General features: G+C 74.9%; 18 protein-coding genes. 7 read left to right on the forward strand and 11 right to left on the reverse strand.

Annotated elements, in window-relative coordinates; genetic code table 11:
* Positions 1-61 precede the first annotated feature (61 nt).
* Positions 62-1,012: a hypothetical protein gene (locus ABD946_RS41950; RefSeq protein ID WP_345290988.1), complete on the reverse strand. Its 951-nt coding sequence runs from the start codon at positions 1,010-1,012 to the stop codon at positions 62-64.
* Positions 1,009-1,812, reverse strand: coding sequence for an RNA polymerase sigma factor (locus ABD946_RS41955; protein ID WP_345290989.1), 804 nt, complete (start codon positions 1,810-1,812; stop codon positions 1,009-1,011). Before ABD946_RS41955 ends, ABD946_RS41950 begins: the two co-directional genes overlap by 4 nt.
* A 247-nt stretch (positions 1,813-2,059) precedes the next feature.
* Between ABD946_RS41955 and ABD946_RS41960 the strand changes: the two genes are divergently transcribed.
* Positions 2,060-2,752, forward strand: a complete 693-nt coding sequence (locus ABD946_RS41960) for a hypothetical protein (protein WP_345290990.1) — start codon at positions 2,060-2,062, stop codon at positions 2,750-2,752.
* A gap of 22 nt (positions 2,753-2,774) precedes the next feature.
* Here the strand turns inward: ABD946_RS41960 and ABD946_RS41965 are convergent, their stop codons facing one another.
* Complete coding sequence (locus tag ABD946_RS41965; RefSeq protein WP_345290991.1) at positions 2,775-3,338, reverse strand: GNAT family N-acetyltransferase; 564 nt, start codon at positions 3,336-3,338, stop codon at positions 2,775-2,777.
* A gap of 61 nt (positions 3,339-3,399) precedes the next feature.
* Between ABD946_RS41965 and ABD946_RS41970 the strand changes: the two genes are divergently transcribed.
* Entirely contained in the window at positions 3,400-4,095 is a 696-nt protein-coding gene (locus tag ABD946_RS41970; RefSeq protein ID WP_345290992.1) for a class I SAM-dependent DNA methyltransferase, read from the forward strand.
* A gap of 55 nt (positions 4,096-4,150) precedes the next feature.
* On the opposite strand, the gene ABD946_RS41975 is transcribed toward ABD946_RS41970, so the two are convergent.
* The 3 genes from ABD946_RS41975 to ABD946_RS41985 form a co-directional block, all read right to left on the reverse strand.
* Entirely contained in the window at positions 4,151-4,639 is a 489-nt protein-coding gene (locus ABD946_RS41975; protein ID WP_345290993.1) for an NUDIX domain-containing protein, read from the reverse strand.
* 129 nt (positions 4,640-4,768) lie between these two features.
* Positions 4,769-5,050 carry a hypothetical protein gene (locus ABD946_RS41980; protein ID WP_345290994.1) on the reverse strand — a complete coding sequence of 94 codons (282 nt, stop codon included), beginning with the start codon at positions 5,048-5,050 and terminating at the stop codon, positions 4,769-4,771.
* A gap of 164 nt (positions 5,051-5,214) precedes the next feature.
* A complete protein-coding gene (locus ABD946_RS41985; protein ID WP_345290995.1) occupies positions 5,215-5,448 on the reverse strand; it encodes a hypothetical protein in 234 nt (77 codons plus the stop codon).
* A gap of 258 nt (positions 5,449-5,706) precedes the next feature.
* Here ABD946_RS41985 and ABD946_RS41990 point away from each other — a divergent pair, with 258 nt between their 5' ends.
* Entirely contained in the window at positions 5,707-6,273 is a 567-nt protein-coding gene (locus tag ABD946_RS41990; protein WP_345290996.1) for a GlcG/HbpS family heme-binding protein, read from the forward strand.
* Positions 6,274-6,285: 12 nt separating this feature from the next.
* On the opposite strand, the gene ABD946_RS41995 is transcribed toward ABD946_RS41990, so the two are convergent.
* Positions 6,286-7,254, reverse strand: a complete 969-nt coding sequence (locus tag ABD946_RS41995; protein WP_345290997.1) for a helix-turn-helix transcriptional regulator — start codon at positions 7,252-7,254, stop codon at positions 6,286-6,288.
* Between the two features lie 106 nt (positions 7,255-7,360).
* Between ABD946_RS41995 and ABD946_RS42000 the strand changes: the two genes are divergently transcribed.
* Complete coding sequence (locus ABD946_RS42000; RefSeq protein WP_345290998.1) at positions 7,361-8,857, forward strand: MFS transporter; 1,497 nt, start codon at positions 7,361-7,363, stop codon at positions 8,855-8,857.
* Between the two features lie 181 nt (positions 8,858-9,038).
* On the opposite strand, the gene ABD946_RS42005 is transcribed toward ABD946_RS42000, so the two are convergent.
* Positions 9,039-10,043: a LuxR C-terminal-related transcriptional regulator gene (locus ABD946_RS42005; RefSeq protein ID WP_345290999.1), complete on the reverse strand. Its 1,005-nt coding sequence runs from the start codon at positions 10,041-10,043 to the stop codon at positions 9,039-9,041.
* 268 nt (positions 10,044-10,311) lie between these two features.
* On the opposite strand from ABD946_RS42005, the gene ABD946_RS42010 reads away from it, so the two are divergent.
* From ABD946_RS42010 to ABD946_RS42020, 3 genes are all read left to right on the forward strand, one after another.
* The gene (locus tag ABD946_RS42010) at positions 10,312-10,632 is read left to right on the forward strand and encodes a hypothetical protein (RefSeq protein WP_345291000.1); all 321 of its coding nucleotides are present in this window, start codon (positions 10,312-10,314) and stop codon (positions 10,630-10,632) included.
* 274 nt (positions 10,633-10,906) lie between these two features.
* Positions 10,907-11,137, forward strand: a complete 231-nt coding sequence (locus tag ABD946_RS42015) for a hypothetical protein (protein WP_345291001.1) — start codon at positions 10,907-10,909, stop codon at positions 11,135-11,137.
* A 113-nt stretch (positions 11,138-11,250) separates the two neighbouring features.
* A complete protein-coding gene (locus ABD946_RS42020; protein ID WP_345291002.1) occupies positions 11,251-11,922 on the forward strand; it encodes a response regulator in 672 nt (223 codons plus the stop codon).
* A gap of 115 nt (positions 11,923-12,037) precedes the next feature.
* Here ABD946_RS42020 and ABD946_RS42025 read toward each other — a convergent pair whose 3' ends face one another.
* The 3 genes from ABD946_RS42025 to ABD946_RS42035 form a co-directional block, all read right to left on the reverse strand.
* Positions 12,038-13,528 carry a SagB family peptide dehydrogenase gene (locus ABD946_RS42025; protein WP_345291003.1) on the reverse strand — a complete coding sequence of 497 codons (1,491 nt, stop codon included), beginning with the start codon at positions 13,526-13,528 and terminating at the stop codon, positions 12,038-12,040.
* A 132-nt stretch (positions 13,529-13,660) separates the two neighbouring features.
* Positions 13,661-15,949 carry a TOMM precursor leader peptide-binding protein gene (locus ABD946_RS42030; RefSeq protein WP_345291004.1) on the reverse strand — a complete coding sequence of 763 codons (2,289 nt, stop codon included), beginning with the start codon at positions 15,947-15,949 and terminating at the stop codon, positions 13,661-13,663.
* Between the two features lie 35 nt (positions 15,950-15,984).
* Positions 15,985-19,320, reverse strand: coding sequence for a DUF4135 domain-containing protein (locus ABD946_RS42035; RefSeq protein WP_345291005.1), 3,336 nt, complete (start codon positions 19,318-19,320; stop codon positions 15,985-15,987).

Raw genomic sequence — 19,320 nt, forward strand, 5'->3', positions numbered from 1 at the left:
GGGGGCTGGGGTCGGGTGCCGGAGGGACCGACCCGCGCACCGGCGGCGCGGCGTCTTCGGGTCACCGGCGGGTCTGTTCCGGCTGCCCTGCGGTCCTCTGCTCCTCGGGGGTGCCGTCCTGCTTGGCAGTGGGCTTCTCGGAGGTCTTGTCCGTCGGCTTGCCGCCGGGCTTCTCGGCCGGCTTCTCGGTCGCCTTGCGGCCGCCGGAGGAGGCGGTGGCCGAGGGGAGTGCGGGGAGCTCGGGCCCGTGGGAGGAGGCCTTGCCGTCCTGGTCGGCGGCGGGCGCCGCGCAGTACGCCGCCACCCCGTCGGCACCACCGGCGGCCGCCAGCAGCGGGGCGAACCGCGGCTCGGCCAGCAGGAGGACGCGCTTGCCGCCCGCGTCCAGCGCCACGGCCAACTGGTGGCAGAGCTCGGCCCGCTGGTCGGTGCCCGGGGAGGCGGGGGCGGGGGCGGTCGCCGACGGTGCGGCCGAGCCGGACGGCGGCGCGGTGGCGGCGTGCGAGGCGCCGAAGCCCTGCGGTTCGTGGTGGGAGGGGGAGGTGCCGGTGCGCGCGCCGGCACCCGCGGAGCCGGAGGCCGAGGGCGTGGCGGGGGCGTGCGCCGCCTGACCGCCGCCGGGCAGGCCCGGGATGTGCGGCAGACCGCCGGTGCCGGCCGCCACCGCGACGCCGCCCAGCGCGGTGGCCGCGCAGGCGGTCAGCAGGGCCTTCGCGCTGAAGGCCCGCACGCGGACGGTGGTGCTCACGGTCGTTCTCCGGGCGGTGGTCGCGGTGGACGGGTCGGAGCGCACCGCCCGGAAGGCCGCCAGCGCCGCCTGCTCGCCGGGCTGTTCACCACCGCCGGCTTCGGGGGCAGCCGCGGAGGCGAGCAGCCCGGCCAGCTCCGCGTGGCCCGGCGGGGCCGTGCGGTCGGCGAGGCGCTCCGGACCGGTCGCGCGGGCGCCCGAGGCACCGGCGAGCAGCTGCTCGGCGGTGGCGCGGTCGATCCGTCGGGATCGGTTGGTGCTCATCTCATGTCCTTCAGCGTCACGGCCTGCTCGGGTGTCACACCCGGCGGAAAGGTTTTCCCGGATCCCGTTCCGGGCTCCGGCGCGGAGCGGCCCGCGCGGCCGAGCCGGCGCGGCGGACGGCCCTTCCGGGGCGGCGGCTGCTCGGCGGCGGGGCGGGTGCGGGGCGGTTCCACGGGCGTGCGGCGCTGGGCCGGGAAGCCCTCGGCGGGGCCGCCGGCCGGGCCGTCGCCCTCCAGGCGCTTGGCCAGCCGGCGCAGGCCGCGGTGGGCGGCCATCCGGACGGTGCCGGCCCGCTTGCCGAGCACCGCGGCGGCGCCGGGCGCGTCCAGGCCGAGCACCACCCGGAGCAGCACCGCCTCGGCCTGGTCCGGCGGCAGCTCGGCGATCATGGCCAGCGCGTCGGCGGTGGAGACCGCCGAGACGGCGCTGCCCGCGGTGTCCTCGGCGGCGGCCAGCTCGGCGAGGTACTCCTCCGGGAGGTCGGCGATCGGCCGTCTGCGGACCCGGCGCAGGTGGTCCATGGCCCGGTGCCGGGCGATGGTCGCCGCCCAGCCCCGGAAGCCGTCGGAGTCGCCGCGGAAGCCGCGCAGGTCGCGGGCGATCTGGAGCCAGGTCTCGGAGGCGATGTCCTCCGCGTCCTCCGGGCCGCCGCCGACCAGCACCCGCAGGTAGCGCAGCAGGCCGGGCTGGACCGTCCGGAAGAGCAGCCGGAATGCCTCCTCGTCACCGTCCTGCGCCGCCAGTACGGCCTCGGCGAGGTCGGGCGGAGGACCGCCGGGTCGGGGGTGGGAGCTGTGCACCCGCCACATCATGCGCCATCCGGGGCCCGCGCCGGACCGGTTCGGCCGCTCCGGTCCGGCCGCCGGGAGGAGCGGGCGGCCGCTCCGGTCCCGCCGTGACGGGGGCGTCAGCGGCACCGGGAGGAACGGCCCGCGCCGGCGGGACCTAAGGCCCGTCGGCCGACGCCGTTCGCCCGCAGCCCCGGGGCGGCCCCGGCACCTAGCTTTGACAGTGCACGAACCACACCCCCACCTCCGAGGACCTGCGATGACGGCTGCCCGTGAACTCTTCGCCGAAGGGATGCGCTACCACCTGGCGCCCGCCCTGCGGGCGATGGGCCTGACGGACCAGCGGCAGGTCTTCGTCCTCCCCGCCCCGCTGCACTGGGCCGTCCTGGGGGTCCGGGTGCTCGACGCGGACGGCCACGCGCTGCGCTACACCGTCGACCTCGCGCTGAGCGCCAAGCCGGACGCCGAACGGGACCGCCCGCTGCCGGTCTGGCCGCCGGACCCGTCGGCGCCGGACGGCTCCGAGCTCTGGCACGCCCGGATCGGCGAGCTGATGCCGGTGGACGACGAGGTCTGCTGGGAGATCAGCCCCGGGCCGCGCTGGCTGGTCGCGGTGGAGGACTCGATCGCCGCCGTCCGCCACTACGGGCTGCCCGAGCTGCGCCGCCGGCTGGCGGCCGCCGAGGGCGGGCCCGGGACGGGTGAGACGTACCTGTCCGCCGCCGAGCTGGACGAGGTGAACGCGGCGCTGCTGTCCGCCGCCGTGGCCCGCATCCAGCGCGCCGAGCTGGACGGCAAGACCCTGGTCCTGACCGGGGCCTGGAGCCGCTCCGACCCGGTGGCCCGCGAGGTGCTGGCCGGGGTGGCCGGAGGCTTCCTCGCGGCCGGCGACGACCGCTTCGTCCAGGTCCGCTGCACCGACTCGCTCGGCCGGGAGCTGTGGCTGTTCTGACGGGACGTCACCACGCGCCGCCTCACCAGAGGCGGTCCACCGTGCCCGGATGGAGCCCGATCCGGCGGTGCTCCCAGGACGCCGCGCGGGCCCGCCCGGTGCACAGGTCGGCCATCACCACCTTGTCGAAGCCGGGCCGGTCGGTCGGGAACGGGTCCTGCGGGGTCCCGCCGACCAGCACCGCACCGGCCAACTCCCGCCATCCGGCCGCCCGGTAGAAGCCGAGCAGCGGCCGGTCGCAGCTGAACACCCCGAGGTCCGCCCCGCTCCCCCGGACCACCTCCAGCGCGGCCCGCACCAGCCGCCCGCCGTGACCCCGGCCGCGCTCCGCCGGGTCGGTCACCACGCAGCTCAGCCCGCGGGCGCGGTACCGGGCGCCGTCGTGGTCGATCTCCTTGCCGAGCAGGTCCAGCGCGGCCAGCACCCGGCCGTCCGCCACCAGCAGCAGGCTCTCCGGGGCGAGCGCCGGATCGTGGCTCGTGCCCGGGTCGGCCCCGCCGCTGGGCCAGGCCGCCTCCTGCAACCGCCATACCTGAGACCGCAGTTCGGCCGGCACCTGGGCCTCGGGGAAGGTCAGCAGCTGCACCGTCGAGCCCTTCGGGAAAATCGCTGGCAGCTCCGCCGCCGGGTCGTGAACACTGCGAAGTATGGTGGAATTCGCGAACTTTGACACCCGGCACTACCCGACCGTGGACGTCCGGACCGGATACGGCCAGTGGGTGACGAGCTACGAGGACACGGTCGAGGACCTGATGGACCTCGCGGTACTGGAGAGCCTCTCCGCCCCCCGGTGGGCCCAGGTGGAGCAGGCCGCCGACCTCGGGTGCGGGACGGGGCGGACCGGAGCCTGGCTGCGGGCCCGCGGGGTGGACGCCGTGGACGGGGTGGACCTGACGCCCGAGATGCTGGACAGGGCACGGACCCGGGGCGCCCACCGGGTGCTGCTGGAGGGGGACTTGGCGAAGACCGGACTGCCCGAGGGGCAGTACGGGCTGGTGATCTCCTCGCTGGTGGACGAGCACCTGCCGGAGTTGGCCCCGCTCTACCGGGAGGCGTACCGGCTGGCCTCCCCGGGCGGGCTCTGCGTCCTGGTCGGCCTGCACCCGCAGTTCATCATGAGCGCCGGGATGCCCACCCACTTCACCACCGCCGAGGGCACCGACCTGGCCATCGACACCCACCTGCACCTGGTCAGCGACCACCTGACCGCCGCGCTGGGCGAGGGCTGGCAGCTGACCGAGATGCGGGAGGCCGTGGTGGACGAGCGGTGGACCGCCCTCAAGCCCAAGTGGGCCAAGCACCTCGGCGTCCCGGTCTCGGCGGCGTACGTGTTCCGCAAGTGACCGCAGGGGCCCCCGGGGCCACTGCGGGCTCCCGGGGTCCTGGTGGACTCCTGCGTCAGAAGCCGGATTCGGGGCTGGTCACGATGCGCGTGCGGCCGTCCGCGCGGGCCGCCAGGGCGCCGGCCAGCCGCGCCGAGCGGCTGGGGCCGAGCAGTTCGAGGGCCTCCTCGACCGGCGCCCACCGCCAGTCGTCCAGTTCGCCCTCGGGCAGCACGACCGGGGTGTCGGCGGCGATGGTGCCCAGGTCGAAGAGGAAGTGCACGGCCGGGTGGTCGAGCTCCTCCGAGGGGTGGGTCCAGGCCACCGCGAGCAGCGGTCCCGCCTCCCGGACGATCCCGGTCTCCTCCTCCAGCTCGCGCGCGGCGCAGCGGGCTCCGTCCTCACCGCGGTCGACGGTGCCGCCGGGGAACTGCCAGTGCTCCCGGTACCCGGCCTTGACGATCAGCACCCGCCCGTCCGGGTCGGTGAGCAGACAGCCCGACCCCGTGTAGGACCTGGGCAGCGAGGCCAGCCACTCCTCGCGGGGCTTGAGCTCCTCCGGCATGACGCTCCTTCAGTCGTGGGGTCCGCTCGGACCCTACCGTCACGGGGCCGTCGCGCGGGGAGCGGAACGGCGCGGGGGCGGTACCCGGTCCTGCCGGGTACCGCCCCCGCGCCGTCGCGTGGGCCGGGATCAGTGGGCCGAGTGCTTCTCCGCTCCCCGGTGCCGGTGGCCGGGCAGCTCGGCGTGGTGGGCCGGGCCGGAGGCCATCGCCGGGGCGGCGAAGGAGCGGCGCCCGCCGTGGCTGAAGGCGGTGTCCCCGAAGTGCGGGGCGGACGTGCCGCCGCCGGCCATCGGGCCACCGCCCGTGACCGGCGGTCGCATGCCGGGATCGGCGGTCATGGACCGGCGCTGGAGCATCTCCTGCATGCCGGTGCGGAGCTTGGTCATCGAGCCCGTGGATCGCTTGGTCATCGTCGACCTCCGTTCGGCGAACGGTCGCCCCGCCGGTGTGCGCGGCGATCCGTGCGCCAGGCTGTTATGCCCGGATTCTAACCTTCCGACCCGTTATGACCACTCGTCGTCGGCCACACCCCAGGCCACACCCCAGGCCGTACCGCCGTCCGTACCGCAGGCCGTCAGCGGTACTCCTCCTCGTCCAGGTCGACCACCCGGCTCTGCTCCGCCGCGTCCGCGTCGTCCGCGTCCTCGTGGCCGAGCGCCCGGCGCTCCCGCAGCTGCTCGTAGTCGTCCCCCAGGTGGTCGGCGGCGTCGCGCTCGGCGTCCACCGCCTCCTGGACGGCCGGCGCCGCCTCCGCCTCGAAGTCGTCGTAGTCCTCGGGGAACTCGGGATTCTCGGGGTTCTCGCGCATGGCTCCGTCCCTGCTGGTTCGAAGGGCCGTTGAGGCCCAGGGGCCTCTAGAAGTATCCGCCCGGCGCGGCGCCGGTGCGTACCCTCGCCCGCCCGGCGGCGTGTCCCCCGGAGGCCGGGTGGGTGGTGGGGGGTCAGCCGATCGGATGACCCCCGGGTCGGCCGGGGCGTCGACGGGGAGGGGGCGGTTCCGGGGCGAGGATCGATGGTGAGAGCGGGAGCCGGTGGTTCCCCCCAGATCCTGAGTGGAGCAAGTGGCATGCAGAAGAAGACTGTTCGGGTCCGCGTCCTGACCGGTGCCGCCGTCCTCGCGCTGGCCGGGGCCGGCACCGTCGGCGCGCTCTCCGCGACCGCCGCGCCGAAGAGCGACAGCGCCCAGACCACCCAGGCCGTGCAGGCCGCCGACGTGAAGAAGAACGACACCTTCACCAGCACCCACCTGACCGTCGAGGCCGCCACCAAGGCCGCCCAGGCCGCGCTGGACGCCGCGAAGAAGGAGAACCAGCGGGTCTCCGTCGCGGTCGTCGACCGCAACGGCAACACCGTGGTCACCCTGCGCGGCGACGGCGCCGGCCCGCAGTCCTACGAGTCGGCCGAGCGCAAGGCGTTCACCGCCGTCTCCTGGAACGCCCCGACCTCGGAGCTGGCCAAGCGTCTCGCCCAGGCCCCGAACCTGAAGGACATCCCGGGCACCCTCTTCCTCGGCGGTGGCGCCCCCGTCGCCGACAAGGGCGCCCCGATCGCGGGCATCGGCGTGGCCGGCGCGCCCTCCGGCGACCTGGACGAGAAGTTCGCCCAGGCCGGTGTCGCCGCGCTGGGCAAGTGATCTGACCCGCCCTCAGCCGGCATCGGACACCTCGGCCGCCCGCAGCGCGCGGGCGGCCAGTTCGCGTAGGTGGTCGACGAGTTCGGCCGGCTCGCGGACCTCGAACTCGCAGCCCAGGGTGGCCAGCCGGATCCCGATCCACTCCAGCGAGTCGGACCGGGTGCGCAGCAGGGTGCGCCCGCCGTCCAGCGCGGTCAGCTCGTCCTCCGCCATGCCGAGGCGTTCGCGGACCCGCTCCGGCGGGGCGTGCAGCACGGCCACCGCCTCGTAGGTCCGGGGGCGGGCGTGCAGCCGGGCCCGGACGTACTCGCCCGCGTCCTCGGCGGGCAGCTCCCTGGGAGCCGAGCGGGCACCGGTGAGCTGGGGCCCGCTCACCCGGTCGACCCGGAAGATCCGCCAGTCGTCCCGCTCGTTGTCGAAGGCGACCAGGTACCAGCGCCGCCCGGCGGCCACCAGGCGGTGCGGCTCGACCAGCCGCCTGGTCTCGGCGCCGTCCCCCGCCCGGTAGCCGAAGCGCAGCCGCTCCCGGCCGGAGGCGGCCGCGGCCAGCACGGTGAGCACCTCAGGGTCGACCCGCGGACCGGACCCGACCATCGGCACGGTGGCCGCGTTGAGCGAGCCGACCCGGTGCCTGAGCCGGGCGGGCAGCACCTGGACCAGCTTGGCCAGCGCCCGCACCGAGGCCTCCTCGATGCCCTCCACCGCCTGCCCGGCGGCGGCCCGCAGGCCGACCGCGATGGCCACCGCCTCCTCGTCGTCCAGCAGCAGCGGCGGCATCGCGGCCCCGGCCACCAGCCGGTAGCCGCCGATCGCGCCCTTGGTGGCCTCCACCGGGTAGCCGAGCTCGCGCAGCCGCTCGATGTCGCGGCGGATGGTGCGCGGGCTGACCCGCAGGCGGTCGGCCAGCTCGCTGCCGGGCCATTCGCGCGGGGTCTGGAGGAGGGAGAGCAGGCTCAGCAGCCTCGCCGGGGTGTCCGTCATGGGATCCAGCATGGCGGACCAAGCGGCCAGGATCTGACCTAGATGGCCACTACCTTCGGAGCGTTCCCAGCCGACGCGCGGCGTCCCTGCCGAAGGAGTCCCCACCATGCCATCCGCCACCGACACCGGTGCCGTCCTCGCGGCGCCGCCCGCCGATGCCGCCGGGACGCCTCCCGTCGCACCCGACCGCAGGCGCTGGCTGGCGCTGGCGGTGGTGATGACGGCCAGCCTGATGGACCTGGTCGACGTCACCATCGTGAACATCGCCATGCCGAGCATCCAGCAGGACCTGGGCGCGGGCTTCGGCGCGCTCCAGTGGATCACCGCCGGGTACGCACTGGCCTTCGCGGTCGGCCTGATCACCGGCGGGCGCCTCGGCGACATCCACGGCCGCAAGCGGCTCTTCCTGCTGGGCATCACCGGCTTCACCCTGGCCTCGGCCCTGTGCGGCCTGGCCTGGAGCCCCGACGTCCTGGTCGCCGCCCGGGTGCTGCAGGGCGCCACGGCCGCACTGATGGTGCCCCAGGTGCTCTCGATCATCCACGTCTCCTTCCCCGCCGAGGAGCGCGGCAAGGTCTTCGGGATGTTCGGCGCGATGGTCGGGATGGGCGCGGTGCTCGGCCCGCTGCTGGGCGCCCTGCTGACGGAGTGGGACCTGTTCGGCCTCGGCTGGCGGCCGATCTTCCTGGTCAACCTGCCGATCGGGGTGGCCGGCCTGCTGATGGGCCTGAAGTACGTCGACGAGTCCCGCGCTCCGAAGGCGCTCAAGCTGGACCTGGTCGGCATGGTGGTCGGCGCCGTCGGCCTGCTGATGCTGCTCTACCCGCTCACCCACGGCCGGGAGGCCGGCTGGCCGCTCTGGGGCTTCGTCTCGATGGGCCTGAGCGTCCCGGTGCTGGCGCTGTTCGTGGCGTACGAGAAGGCCAAGACCCGCCGGGACGGCTCGCCGTTGGTGGAGCTGGCGCTGTTCCGGGTGCGCAGCTTCGCGGGCGGGATCGGCGTCCAGCTCTCCTTCGGGCTGGCCACCGGCATCTTCTTCCTGGTCTGGACCCTCTACCTGCAGCTCGGCCTGGGCTGGAGCGCGTTGAAGGCCGGCCTGAGCGGCGTGCCGTTCTCGGTGGCGGTGTCGGTGGCGGCCGGGATCTCGGTCCAGGTGCTGGTGCCGCGGTTCGGCCGCAAGGTCCTGCAGGCGGGCGCGCTGGTGATGGCGGCCGGCACCCTGCTCTACCTCGCCGAGGCCGCCCGGTACGGACTGGCCATCGCCCCATGGCAGATGGCGCTCCCCCTGGTGGTGATGGGCCTCGGCATGGGGCTGATCGTGGCCCCGCTGACCGACCTGGTGCTCTCCGAGGTGCCGCGCGAGCACTCCGGCTCGGCCTCCGGAATCGTCAACACCACCCAGCAGCTGGGCTTCGCGCTCGGCCTCGGGCTCTCCTCGGTGGCCTTCTTCCGGGTGGTCGACGCGGCCGACCCGGCCGTCCAGGCCATGGGGCCGGTCTTCGTGGACGCCTTCCAGCACGCCCTCTGGTGGGTCGCGGCCGGTCTGCTGCTGGTCTTCGCCCTGGTCTTCGCCCTCCCCCGGCGGGGTCACGCACGAGGCTGACGCCGGGGCGCACGGACTGGTGAGGCCGGGGGCGCGGGGAACTGCGCGCGGCGGTAGGAGCTGACCCGTGTGCCGGGTACGGACATTAACTTGCAAGTGGCTGTCCGTACCCGGCACATGGGTCCGTGTCTTCCGATTCGCGCAGTTCCTCGCGCCCCCGGTGTGATCACTTCCAGAGGCGTCAGCGGGGGGTGGGTTCGCCGAGCCAGCCGAGGGCGGCGACGTGGATGCCGGCCTGGAAGCGGCTGCGGGCGTCGACGCGGACCATCAGGTCGGCCATCATGCGGCGGACGGTGCGCAGCGAGACGCCGAGCCGCTGGCCGGCCCGTTCGTCGGTGAGGCCCTCGGCGAGCAGGCGGAGGAGTTCGCGTTCCTGGGCGGTGAGCCCGTGCGGGTCGCGCTGAACCGTTTCGCCCAGCACGCGTGCCTGGTCCCAGAGTTGCTCGAAGAGCGCGCGCAGCGCGGCGATCACCCCGGGGCTGTGCAGCAGTACGGCCCCCTTGCGCGCGTCCTCCGGGTCGATCGGGACGATGGCGGTGGCGTTGTCGACCAGGATCATCCGCAGCGGCAGGGTGGGGGTGGTGCGCACGGCCCCGCCCAACCCGTGCAGCCAGCGGGCGTACTGCACGGTGGCCGGGTCGTTGCGCACGCTGTCCTGGTAGATGGTGCGCATCCGGACGCCGCGCTCCAGGGTCTCCTGGTCGAGCGCCCGGCTGGCCTCCATCACCTGGGGCGGCTGCGGGCCGCCGGGGGCCAGGGCGAGCACCTCCACGGTGGCGTCGGAGGCGAGTTGGACGAGCCGGCCGCGGACCTCGCCGAGGTCGGAGATCAGCTCGACGCCGGTCTGGCTGGTGGGCGTGCGCACGCTCGCGTACTCGGCGATCAGGCCGGCCATGGTGGCCCGGCTGCGTTCGATCTCCTGTTGGCGGCGGGCTGCCTCGGCCTCCTGGAGCGCGAGCAGGGTGGCCAGGCCGAGCTCCGGGTTGACGGCCCGCCAGCGGTCCTCGGCACCGGTGGGTCTGGTGAGTGCCAGGTCCGCCAAGTGGTCGAGTGCCGCCTTGACTTCGGCCTCGGGGGCCTCCAGCCGGATGGCGATGCCCTGGGTGTCCAACTCCGGGTGGAGCAGCATCGTCCGGTACACCGCTTCGCCGAACGGGTCGAGCCCGATCGGCCGGGACTCGGTCAACGTTCCCTCACCAGAAGGTCGGAGCACATCACACCCTCCCCCGCGGGACCGGACATCGGACCGGCGTGCCCGTTCACCGATACTGACAGGCGGTCAGCGTAGCGTCACTTGACGGAACTTAGAACAGTCTTCCGGACAATCGCGGCGATCCGATGGATGAACCGTGAAGACGACGGCGTCCGCGCGGACCGCGACATGTTGGTGCCAGGCGGGGAAATGCCACCGCCAACTGCCGGTCGGCGGGCCGACGGTGCCCCAGGCTATGAGTGTGTACGCGATTCGCGCCCACCTGGAGACGAGCGGGCCCGTGGTCTGCCCTCCGGCGGCACCGGTCGTACGGGACGGCCTGGAGCACGGCTTCCGGGGCCCGGCCCGGCTCAGCCACGCGCGGATCCGGGTGACGCCGCAGGCGGTGGACGCGGTGGCCTTCGTGGTGGCCGGCAGCCTGCTGGACGCCGAGGACGGGCTGCGCGAGGCCTGGCAGCAACTGACCACCCCGGACAGCGTGCTGAGCGGGTGGCACCTTCTGCACTGCGAGGCCGACTCCCGGCTCGCCCTCGGCCTGTACGAGCTGCCCAGCCTCCCCTGACCCCGATCGGGCGTTCCCGCAGGTCAGCCCGGATTCAACGGCCCTGGCACCAACCGGCCCGAGCTGGCCTCAGGGTGTCACGGCACTCTGGTGCCAGCTCCGGGTGCTGACAGGGACCACCCCGGGCGGCCAATCTCATGGTGTCGGCAAGAACGACGGACCGGAAACCGGGACAGCAGCCCCCCAGGGGGCCCGGTGGGACCGTCAGCCGCACCCTTCGATCTCCGGAAGCAGCCCGGGGTTCAAGTCGAACGCGAGAGGTTTGGGCACACCCATGACGCAGAAGGTCCGTTTCATCACGATTGTCGCCCTGGGTTTCAGCATCCTGACCGGCACGGCCGCCCTCCAGCTGGCCGACACCGCCCCGGCCGCCGTCGTCCTGACGGCCGACGGCGCGCCGGCCGACACGGCCAACAACGTCACCACCGGCCAGCCCGCCCCCGCCTCGACCACCACCCCGGCTCCGATCCCCACCGGCACCCAGGGCACCTGGGGCTGGGGGTGAGCAGCACCACTGACCAGCGCTCCACCCGCTCGACCAGCTCCACCCGCCAGACCGTCTGACCGTGCGTCAGTCCGCCTGTCCACCCGAGACTCCCCTGTCACCGAGGTAGCCGGATGATCACCCCTCTGCTGGACCAACCGCCGTACCGCTCGGCCCCGGACCGCACCCCCGGGACCACCAACGTGAACGTCCTGCTCGCCGACGGGCACCACCTGTTCCGCTCGGGACTGGGAGCCCTGCTCGACCGGGAGGCCGACCTCGCCGTGGTCGCCGAGGCGAACACCGCCGAGGAGGCCGCCGCCGAGGCCGCCAGGACCAGGCCCACCGTCGCGGTCCTCGACCTGGACCTGCCGGGCCCGGGCGGCCCCGCCACGGCCGCCCTGATCCGCGACCGCTCCCCCGACACCGCCGTCCTGCTCCTGATCGCGGTGCCGCGCTCCTCCGACCTCCAGCGGGCGGTCGCCGACGGGGTGGCGGGGATCCTGCTCAAGGACGTGCCGCCGGGTGCGCTGATCTCCGCGGTCCGCGAACTCGCCACCGGCGGACGGGTCTACGATCCCCGGCTGCTCGCGGAGGTGGTCCGGCCGGCCGCCGTCCCGCTCACCCCGCGCGAGCTCACGGTGCTGGGCCACGTGGCCGAGGGGGCGACCATCTCGGAGGTCGCCGCCACCCTGTCGCTCTCCCCCGGCACGGTGCGCAACTACGTCTCGGCCGCGATCGCCAAGACCCACGGCCGCAACCGCTGCGACGCGATCCGGATCGCCCGCGAGAACGGCTGGCTCTAGGGCCGACCCCGGAAACACCCACGGACATGCCGCTGCCCCGCCACTCCACGGCGGGGCATCGGCATGTCCGGACGTCTTTGCTGCGAAAAAGGGACCTACGGGGCCTGACGGTGCGTCACTCTCCGCGCGAGGTCGACACGATGTCGTGGAAGCCGTGCGCGGTGCGCGGCACGTCCGCGGGCCGGCTGCCGATCAGGAACTCGCCGACCGAGGACTCGGCCGTCCAGTCCAGGCCGAGCGCCCGGGCCGCCGCGTCGGTGTCGCCGGAGCCGAGGCCGCAGGGGGCCAGGCCCATCGCCGTCGCCACCAGGTACAGCGTCTGGTAGACCACGCCGACGTGCTTGAGGGTCAGCGCGTAGGCGATCTGGCTGTACTTCCAGGAGAGGCGGCCGAACCGCGAGGTGACGGTGAGCAGCACCTGCGGGTCCACCGTGCAGCCGGTGGCCCGCCAGGCCGCCGTCATCAGTTCGCGGAAGGCCGACTCGTCGGCCGGGCCGGAGAACGGCCGCGGCCGCAGCCGGTGGGCCGCCGCGTCGTAGCGGTAGACGCCCGGCACCAGTCCGTCGCAGCGCACCACCGAGAGGTAGACCTCGAGTTCACCGGTGGAGCCGCCGGCCGGGTAGGGCCGGTCCACGATGTCGTAGCCGTGCGGGTCGGACGGGTCGCCCGGGATGATCCGGCGGACCCGGGCCACCCGGTACAGCAGCTCGCCCAACTGGGCCAGGGTGACCGGGGTATCGGCGTAGCTGCGGACCGACCGGCGGCCCTCCAGCACCTCGCTGAGCGCCGGGTCGCGGGCCAGCACCTCGTCCCAGTCCGGCACCGGCAGGTCGATCCCGGTGCCGTCCTCCCGGGCGCCGACACCCGGCAGCGCCGGGAGCTGCTCCACCTCGGGGTGGGCGAAGACGCCGCCGCTCGGGTAGTCGTGCCGCCCCGGGCGGCTGCGGGCGTGGAACAGCAGGTCGTGGAAGTCCCAGAGCGGCGGCTCGCCGGTCGCCCCGTCGTCCAGGAAGCCGGCGCCCGCCAGCAGTCCGGCCAGTGCCTGTCCGGCCGGCTGGCTGATCCCGGCCAGCAGGGCCGCCTCGGCCACCGAGCGGTTGGCGGTGACGGCCGCCACGAAGGCGCCCGCCGCGGGCTGGTGCAGCGTCAGGCGGAACGGTGCCATCGGCGACTCCAGCACGCAGGCCCCGGCGTGCTCCTCCGGCAGCCGCCGCAGGTACGCGAAGCGGGACAGCACCACCGAGGCGGGGGCGCGGACCAGACCGGGGAGTCCGGCGGCCCGGGCGATCGGGACGGCGGTCGCCATCGGCTCGCCGAGCGGGTCGGCGAGGGTGGTGGAGACCAGGTAGGGGAACCGGCTCAGCAGGTGGTAGAGCCTTCCGCCGTCGGCGAGTTCACCGACGTCGAGGTGGTCCCGGGTGAGTGCGGCGAGCCGCTGAACGGTGTCGGCGCCGAGCGCGTGCACGCGCTGCCGGCCCCACGGGTGGCTGAGCTCCAGGTCGTCGCCCTGGGCGGTGACCTCCACCTCGGGGCGCAGCCGCAGCAGCGTCCGCGGCGCCCCGCCCTCGGCGGCGAGGTCGGGTGGAAGCTGTTCGGTCACGGTCATGGTTGAACCTCTTTCCGGGTCTGGGCTGGTCGTTCGGGCCCCGCCGTACGGCTCCGGCGGCCGCACGGAAGGGTCCGGACGACCAGCCCTGGCCGCCGCCGCGTGGATCGTGGCGGCGGCCGGGCGGGTGGATCAGATGAAGATCGGGATCGGGTTGAGGTCCTCCTCCGGGGTGGGCGCGTCGAGCCAGCCCAGCGCCACCGGCACGTCGTACAGCCGGCCGGGCGCGAACCTCGCCCAGAAGTGCCGCATCCCGGGGACGATCACCTTGGCCACCGGAAGGCCGATGTCCGGGCGGGTCTGGTCGAGCACCAGGAACTCCATGCCCCGTTCCTCGACCAGGCGTTGGACCAGGGCCAGGTCCTCGGCCAGGTCGGCGCCGGCCAGCGGCTCCCAGCGGTCCGGGCCCGCCGCCTCGGCGGCCGGGTCGGGCAGCAGGTAGGGCTGGTTGGCCACGGTGGCGGTGAGCCACCACTGCTTCTGCTCGCGGTCGGCGCCCGCGTAGCTGACGTGGCCGTTCTCGTCCCCGGCCACCGGGCCGAGGAACTGGTTCATCTCGGTGAGCGCGCGGGTGAGCGCGATGTGCGGGTCCAGGTGGGCGCCGAAGGCGATCAGGATGTCCTCGGCCGGCTTGTCGGTCCGCCGGGAGAACGCCCCGACCACCGGGATCCCGAAGTCGGAGGTCAGGTCGAGCGCCCAGATCTCACGGTTCAACCCGCGGTAGATCTCCCGGAGTTGACCGATGTACGGGTCACCGAAGGCGTCCAGGTCGATGGCCGGGCGCTGCACCCGGTTGTACCACCAGAGCGCGACCGCGTCCCGCTCCACCAGCTCCAGGAAGCCCTGCAGGGTGGCGTCCTCGAAGGAGGTGCCGGCCGCGCAGCCGTTGGAGTCGCCGGCCGCGAAGAAGCCGTCGCGGTGCCGGTAGCCGTAGTACAGCGACATGGTGGGCAGCCAGCGGGTCCGCTGCTCGGTCAGCGACCAGGCCGGGGACCACTCCAACTGGTCGTCCTCGCGGAACCGTTCGGGGATGGTGTTGAACATCGAGGGCTGGTCGTTCCAGCTCTCCCGCTCGGCGTACTGCCGCTCGCTGTAGAGCAGCGAGCTCGCCGGGTGGACCGCCGCGTCGCCGAGCTCGGCGTAGCTGGCCCGGCGGCGGGCCTCGTCGCCCTGGAAGACGCCCGAGTAGCGCTCCATCGCCTCGCCGAGCGCGCTGGCCCGGGCCTGCACGTCGGTGCGGCCCTTGCCGCAGCTCACCGACCGCAGGCCGGTGCGCAGTTGCTTCAGGTCGCCGCTGCGGCGGGAGAGGTTCTGCCCGGAGATGTAGACCCGCAGCCCGGTGGGCGTCCGCCCGGCCGGCACCAGCGAGGTCACCACGCCGCTGACGGGCGAGAGTTGGGGCGTGTACTTCTCCAGCATGTCCTCCGGCGAGGCGGAGCGGTGGCCGCCGTCTGCGGTGAAGGCCTTCGGCCGGCTCTCGAACCGGACCGGCTCCGACTGCCGCTTGGCGACCAGCCCCTCGTCACCGCAGGCCGCGCACTGCGGGCGGCGGATCAGCCGGTGCCGCTCGGTCTCCAGCAGCACGGTGTCCAGGGTGAGCACCACCGGCTCGGCGGGGCGGACCCCGGCCAGCCACTTGGCGGCCTCCAGGGCGGCCAGCTGGACGCCGGTCCCGAGCGAGGGCGCGAGGCGGGCGCCGGCCGTGGAGATCGGGGTGTCCTGGCCCAGACGGTGCTGCAGGTAGCTGAGCGACTGGCGGTTGGCGGAGAGGCGGTGCGAGAGGCACTCCCAGCAGCCGGTGGTGCCCTCCTGGTCCGCCGGACCGGGGACGAAGACCGGACCGACCCAGAGGATCGAGCCGACCGGACGGGCCAGCAGCCACGGGCGGCCGCTCTCCCGGGCCTCCCGGTCCCGCTCGGCCAGGCCGGGGTGCAGGTAGTCCTCGGTCAGCGCGATGGTGAACTCGGCGTCCTGGTCCACCGTCACCCCGGCCCCGGCCAGCGCGGCCAGGAAGGGCTCCGGGTCCAGCTCGCCGTAGACCTCGACCCGCGCCCGGGCCGAGCGCAGCGCGGCGCTCGCGGTGGCGCCGTCCAGGCCGGCCATCTCGAAGTAGGCGGCCTCGGCGGGCTCGCGGACCGGGCCGCTGTCGGCCAGGTAGCCGCGCTCGCGCAACCGGTCGACGGCGAGCCTGACCTTCTCGGCGGGCACGGTGCCGCGCAGCGCCTCGCCGATCTGCTCCGCGGTGCGGGTGCCGTCCAGCAGTGGGGCGAGGGCCTGGGCCAGGCCGCCGTCCACCACCGAGACGCCTCGCTCGGAGACCAGGTAGACGGCCTCGCCGTCCACGACGTACGGGGTGTAGTGGTGCTTGAAGCCGATCGCGGGCTCGGCCGCCGTGGTGTCGGCCGCGGTGATCTCGGACATGACGGTCCCTCGGGTCTCGTACGCGGGTCGGCGGGTCAGCGGAGGGTGGCGAGCGGGGCGGTGGCCGGGTCCAGCAGGCGCAGCAGCAGCAGCGCCACGCCGGCCGAGCCGTCCAGGACGCCGACGTTGATCCGGTCGGCGGCGGCCCGGTCCGGGTACCAGCTGCCGGTCGCCTCGTGACGGGCGATCAGCTCGCCGACCAGCAGGGCGGCGGCCTCCCTGCCGTCGTAGAACGGGCCCGGAAGCAGCGAGTCCAGCGGGTCCGGGACGGTGTGCAGCAGGCCGGCCTCGGCGGCGCTGAGCGCCTCGCCGGCGGTGGCGACCAGGTCGCGGGTGGAGCGGCCGGCGATCTGCCGGGCGCTCACCGGCGGGGTGAGGGCGGAGAGTTCGGCCGGGTCGACGATGCCGGAGCCGAGCGCCACGGCGGCGTCCAGGCAGGCCAGCCGGCCGGCCCGGGTGGCGGTGGCGAAGCGGTGGCCGCGCAGCCGCTCGCGGACCGCCTCGGCGTTGGCGAGCAGGCCGGGCGCCTCGGCCACCGTGCGGGCCAGGGCGGCGGCGATCGAGTCGGGGCCGGAGGGCACCAGGTCGAGGAAGCCGTTGTCGTCGGTCGCCTCGCCCTCGGGCAGCTCGGCACCGAGCTGCTCCAGGGCGGTGGCCGCCAGCGTGCGGATGCCGTCGTCGGTGGGCGCGTGGCCCGGGCCGGTGACCCGGCGCAGCCGCAGCAGGTTGAGCAGCAGGCCGGCGCTGCCGAGCGGCGCGTCCGGGTTGGGCAGCCGGACGGGACGGCCGGGGCGGGCGGCGACCGGGGTGGCGACGCCTACCGCGCCGGGCACCAGGGCCTGGGCGGAGGCGATCAGCCCGGGCTCGCCGAGCAGGGTGCCGACCCGGGCCAGGGCGTGGATCAGCGCGCCGGGGCCGGAGAAGCCGCCGGGGACGGGAGCGCCGCCGGCCAGCCGGTTGTCGGAGGCGAAGGCGAAGGCCCGGGGCGCCTCGGGGTCGATCAGGCGGGCGGCGGTGGCCATGGTCTGGTGGGCGGCGCGGTGGAACCGCGGCTCGCCGGTGGCGGCCCAGAGCTCGGCGAACAGGACGCCGATGCCCGCGGTGCCGCTGACCAGGTCCGGGCCGAGCACCTCGACCTGGCGCAGGCCGCTGCCCGGGTACCAGCTCTGGCCGAGCCAGCCGGCGCCCTGCCGGTCCGCGCGGACCTGGTCGGCCAGCAGCTGGTCACCGATCTCCACGGCGTGGTCCAGCAGTTCGGTGTTGCCGGGGATGCGGGCCCGCACCGAGCGCGGCACCACCGGGACGGGCAGCAGGGTGCCCGAGCGGGCCGAGTCCACGCAGCCGGTGAGCACCGCGAGGTGGGCCTCCAGGTCGAAGCCCTCCAGCTCGGCGACCCGGTCCTGGAGGCGCTGCCAGCCGGTGGAGCGGAAGTGGCCCGGGATCTCCCGGCCGTCGGCGGTGTAGGCGGACGAGGAGGAGGTCAGCGAGCGGAAGAACGGGATGTCCAGCTGGCGGAAGGAGTCCAGCTCGGCGAGCACCACCTCCAGCAGGTCGCCGCGGCCCGGGTCGCCGGCCAGCGCGGTGATGGCTCCCTGGAGGGCGCCGGCGATCACCGTCTCGCGGGTCGCGCCGCTGTCCAGGGCGAGCGGGCTGGTGGAGGCCCGGATGATCTTGTAGCCGTCCCAGGTGTGCCGCCAGATGTAGCGCACCCAGATGCCCCGGAACCCGGCCAACGGGCCCTCGGCGTCCGCGAGTTCACCGCGCAGCGCGTACAGCGCCCGGTGCATCTCGCGGTAGCCCTCGGTCACCTCCTCGGTGTACTGCCACGGGTCGGCGGTGACGGTGGCCCCGCTCTCGTCCACCCGCACCGGGCGGTACGGCGGCAGCGGCAGGGCGGCCACCCCGGGGGTGACCTCCAGGCTGCCGATCCGGGACAGGCAGCCGATGTCCAGGGTGGCGGAGTGCTTGGCCGGGGTCCACGGCTGGAAGGCCATGGCGGTGCGCACCACGGTCGACTCCAGCGCGTCCAGCAGGCCGTGCTGGTCCGCGCTGATGCTCGGCGGGGTCTGCACCCGCGGGTAGAGCAGGCACTCCAGGTCGATCATCGTCGGGTACTCGCCGTCGGCCTGCAGGTTGTCGGCCCACAGGTCGCGGCCCTCCAGCAGCTGGACCAGACGGATCGTCATGCCGAGGCGCCGGTAGAACCGGCCGAAGCCGCCCTCGTCCGCCACCGGGCGGTGCGGGACGAGCTGCTCCCAGCCGTAGTCGCTCTCGCAGTCGGCGGTCAGCGAGGCGGCGTGGCCGTCGTCGCCGCGGTCGCTGCGGATCAGCACGGTGCGCAGCGGCAGGTCGAGCGAGAGCTCGCGGTTCAGCCGGGCCGAGAGCTCCAGGTACGCCGAGACGTGCCGCATGTCCTTGGGCTTGTAGACCACGGCCGCGCCGGACTCGAAGTACAGCAGCGCGACCGAGCGGCCGCCGGCGTGCCGGTCGCCGGCCTCGCCGCGCACCTTGGCCAGCGCGCCCGGGTCCTCGCCGTCCCACATCCGCTCGACCAGCAGCGCGCGGTCGGCCGCCAGCCGGGCGAACATCTCGGCCTGCACGTGCTGCCACTGGCGGCAGACGGTGCCGACCAGGAAGGCCAGTCCGGGCAGCCGCTCCAGCCGGGCCAGCCAGCCCTCCTGGGAGGTGTCCAGGCCGCCGACCTCGTCCCAGTCGGTGGCGCGCGGACGGCCGGTGGCGGTCTGCTGCTCGTGGCAGAAGGCCAGCTTGCAGGCCTCGACCAGACGGGCCGTCAGGGTGCCGGCCAGGTCGGCGCGGGCCGCCTCGGTGACCGGGACGCCCAGCACGGCCCCGCCCGAGTGCGGCAGCAGGGCCTCGGCAGCAGCGGCGAAGGCGGCGGTGAGCGCGCCGGGCGCGGAGGTCTCGGGGGCCGGGGAGACCGGGAGGGTGCGCAGGAAGACCGCCAGCGCCAGTGCCCAGTCCGGCAGCTTGGCCGGATCGGCGAGCACCACCGGGCGCAGGCCGTCGCCGAGCGGGCGGCCGGTCTCGGCCAGGTGGTCCAGCAGCGCCCCGGCGCCGCCGCGCTCGCCGGCCGCCCGGCGCAGCCAGGTGTCCACCGCGGAGGTGCGGCCCCGGCGGTCCTCGTCCGGGTCGGGGGCGAAGAGCGTGGAGCCGTCGGCACGGGCCTCGGCCCGCTCCGGGAAGGAGGCGGCGGCGGCCACCACGGCGCGCAGCCGTTCGTCGCCGCGGGCGGGGCCGGGGAGCAGCGCTCCCGGCTCGTGGTGGGTGTCGGTATCGGCGAGGGCGTCGGCGTCGGTGGTCGGGGCGGAGGCACCGTCGACGGGGAGCCAGGTCTGCAGGTCGAGCGGCAT

Origin of the sequence: Kitasatospora albolonga, from assembly GCF_039535905.1 — a bacterium.
In the GTDB taxonomy this organism is placed as follows: Bacteria; Actinomycetota; Actinomycetes; order Streptomycetales; family Streptomycetaceae; genus Kitasatospora; species Kitasatospora albolonga.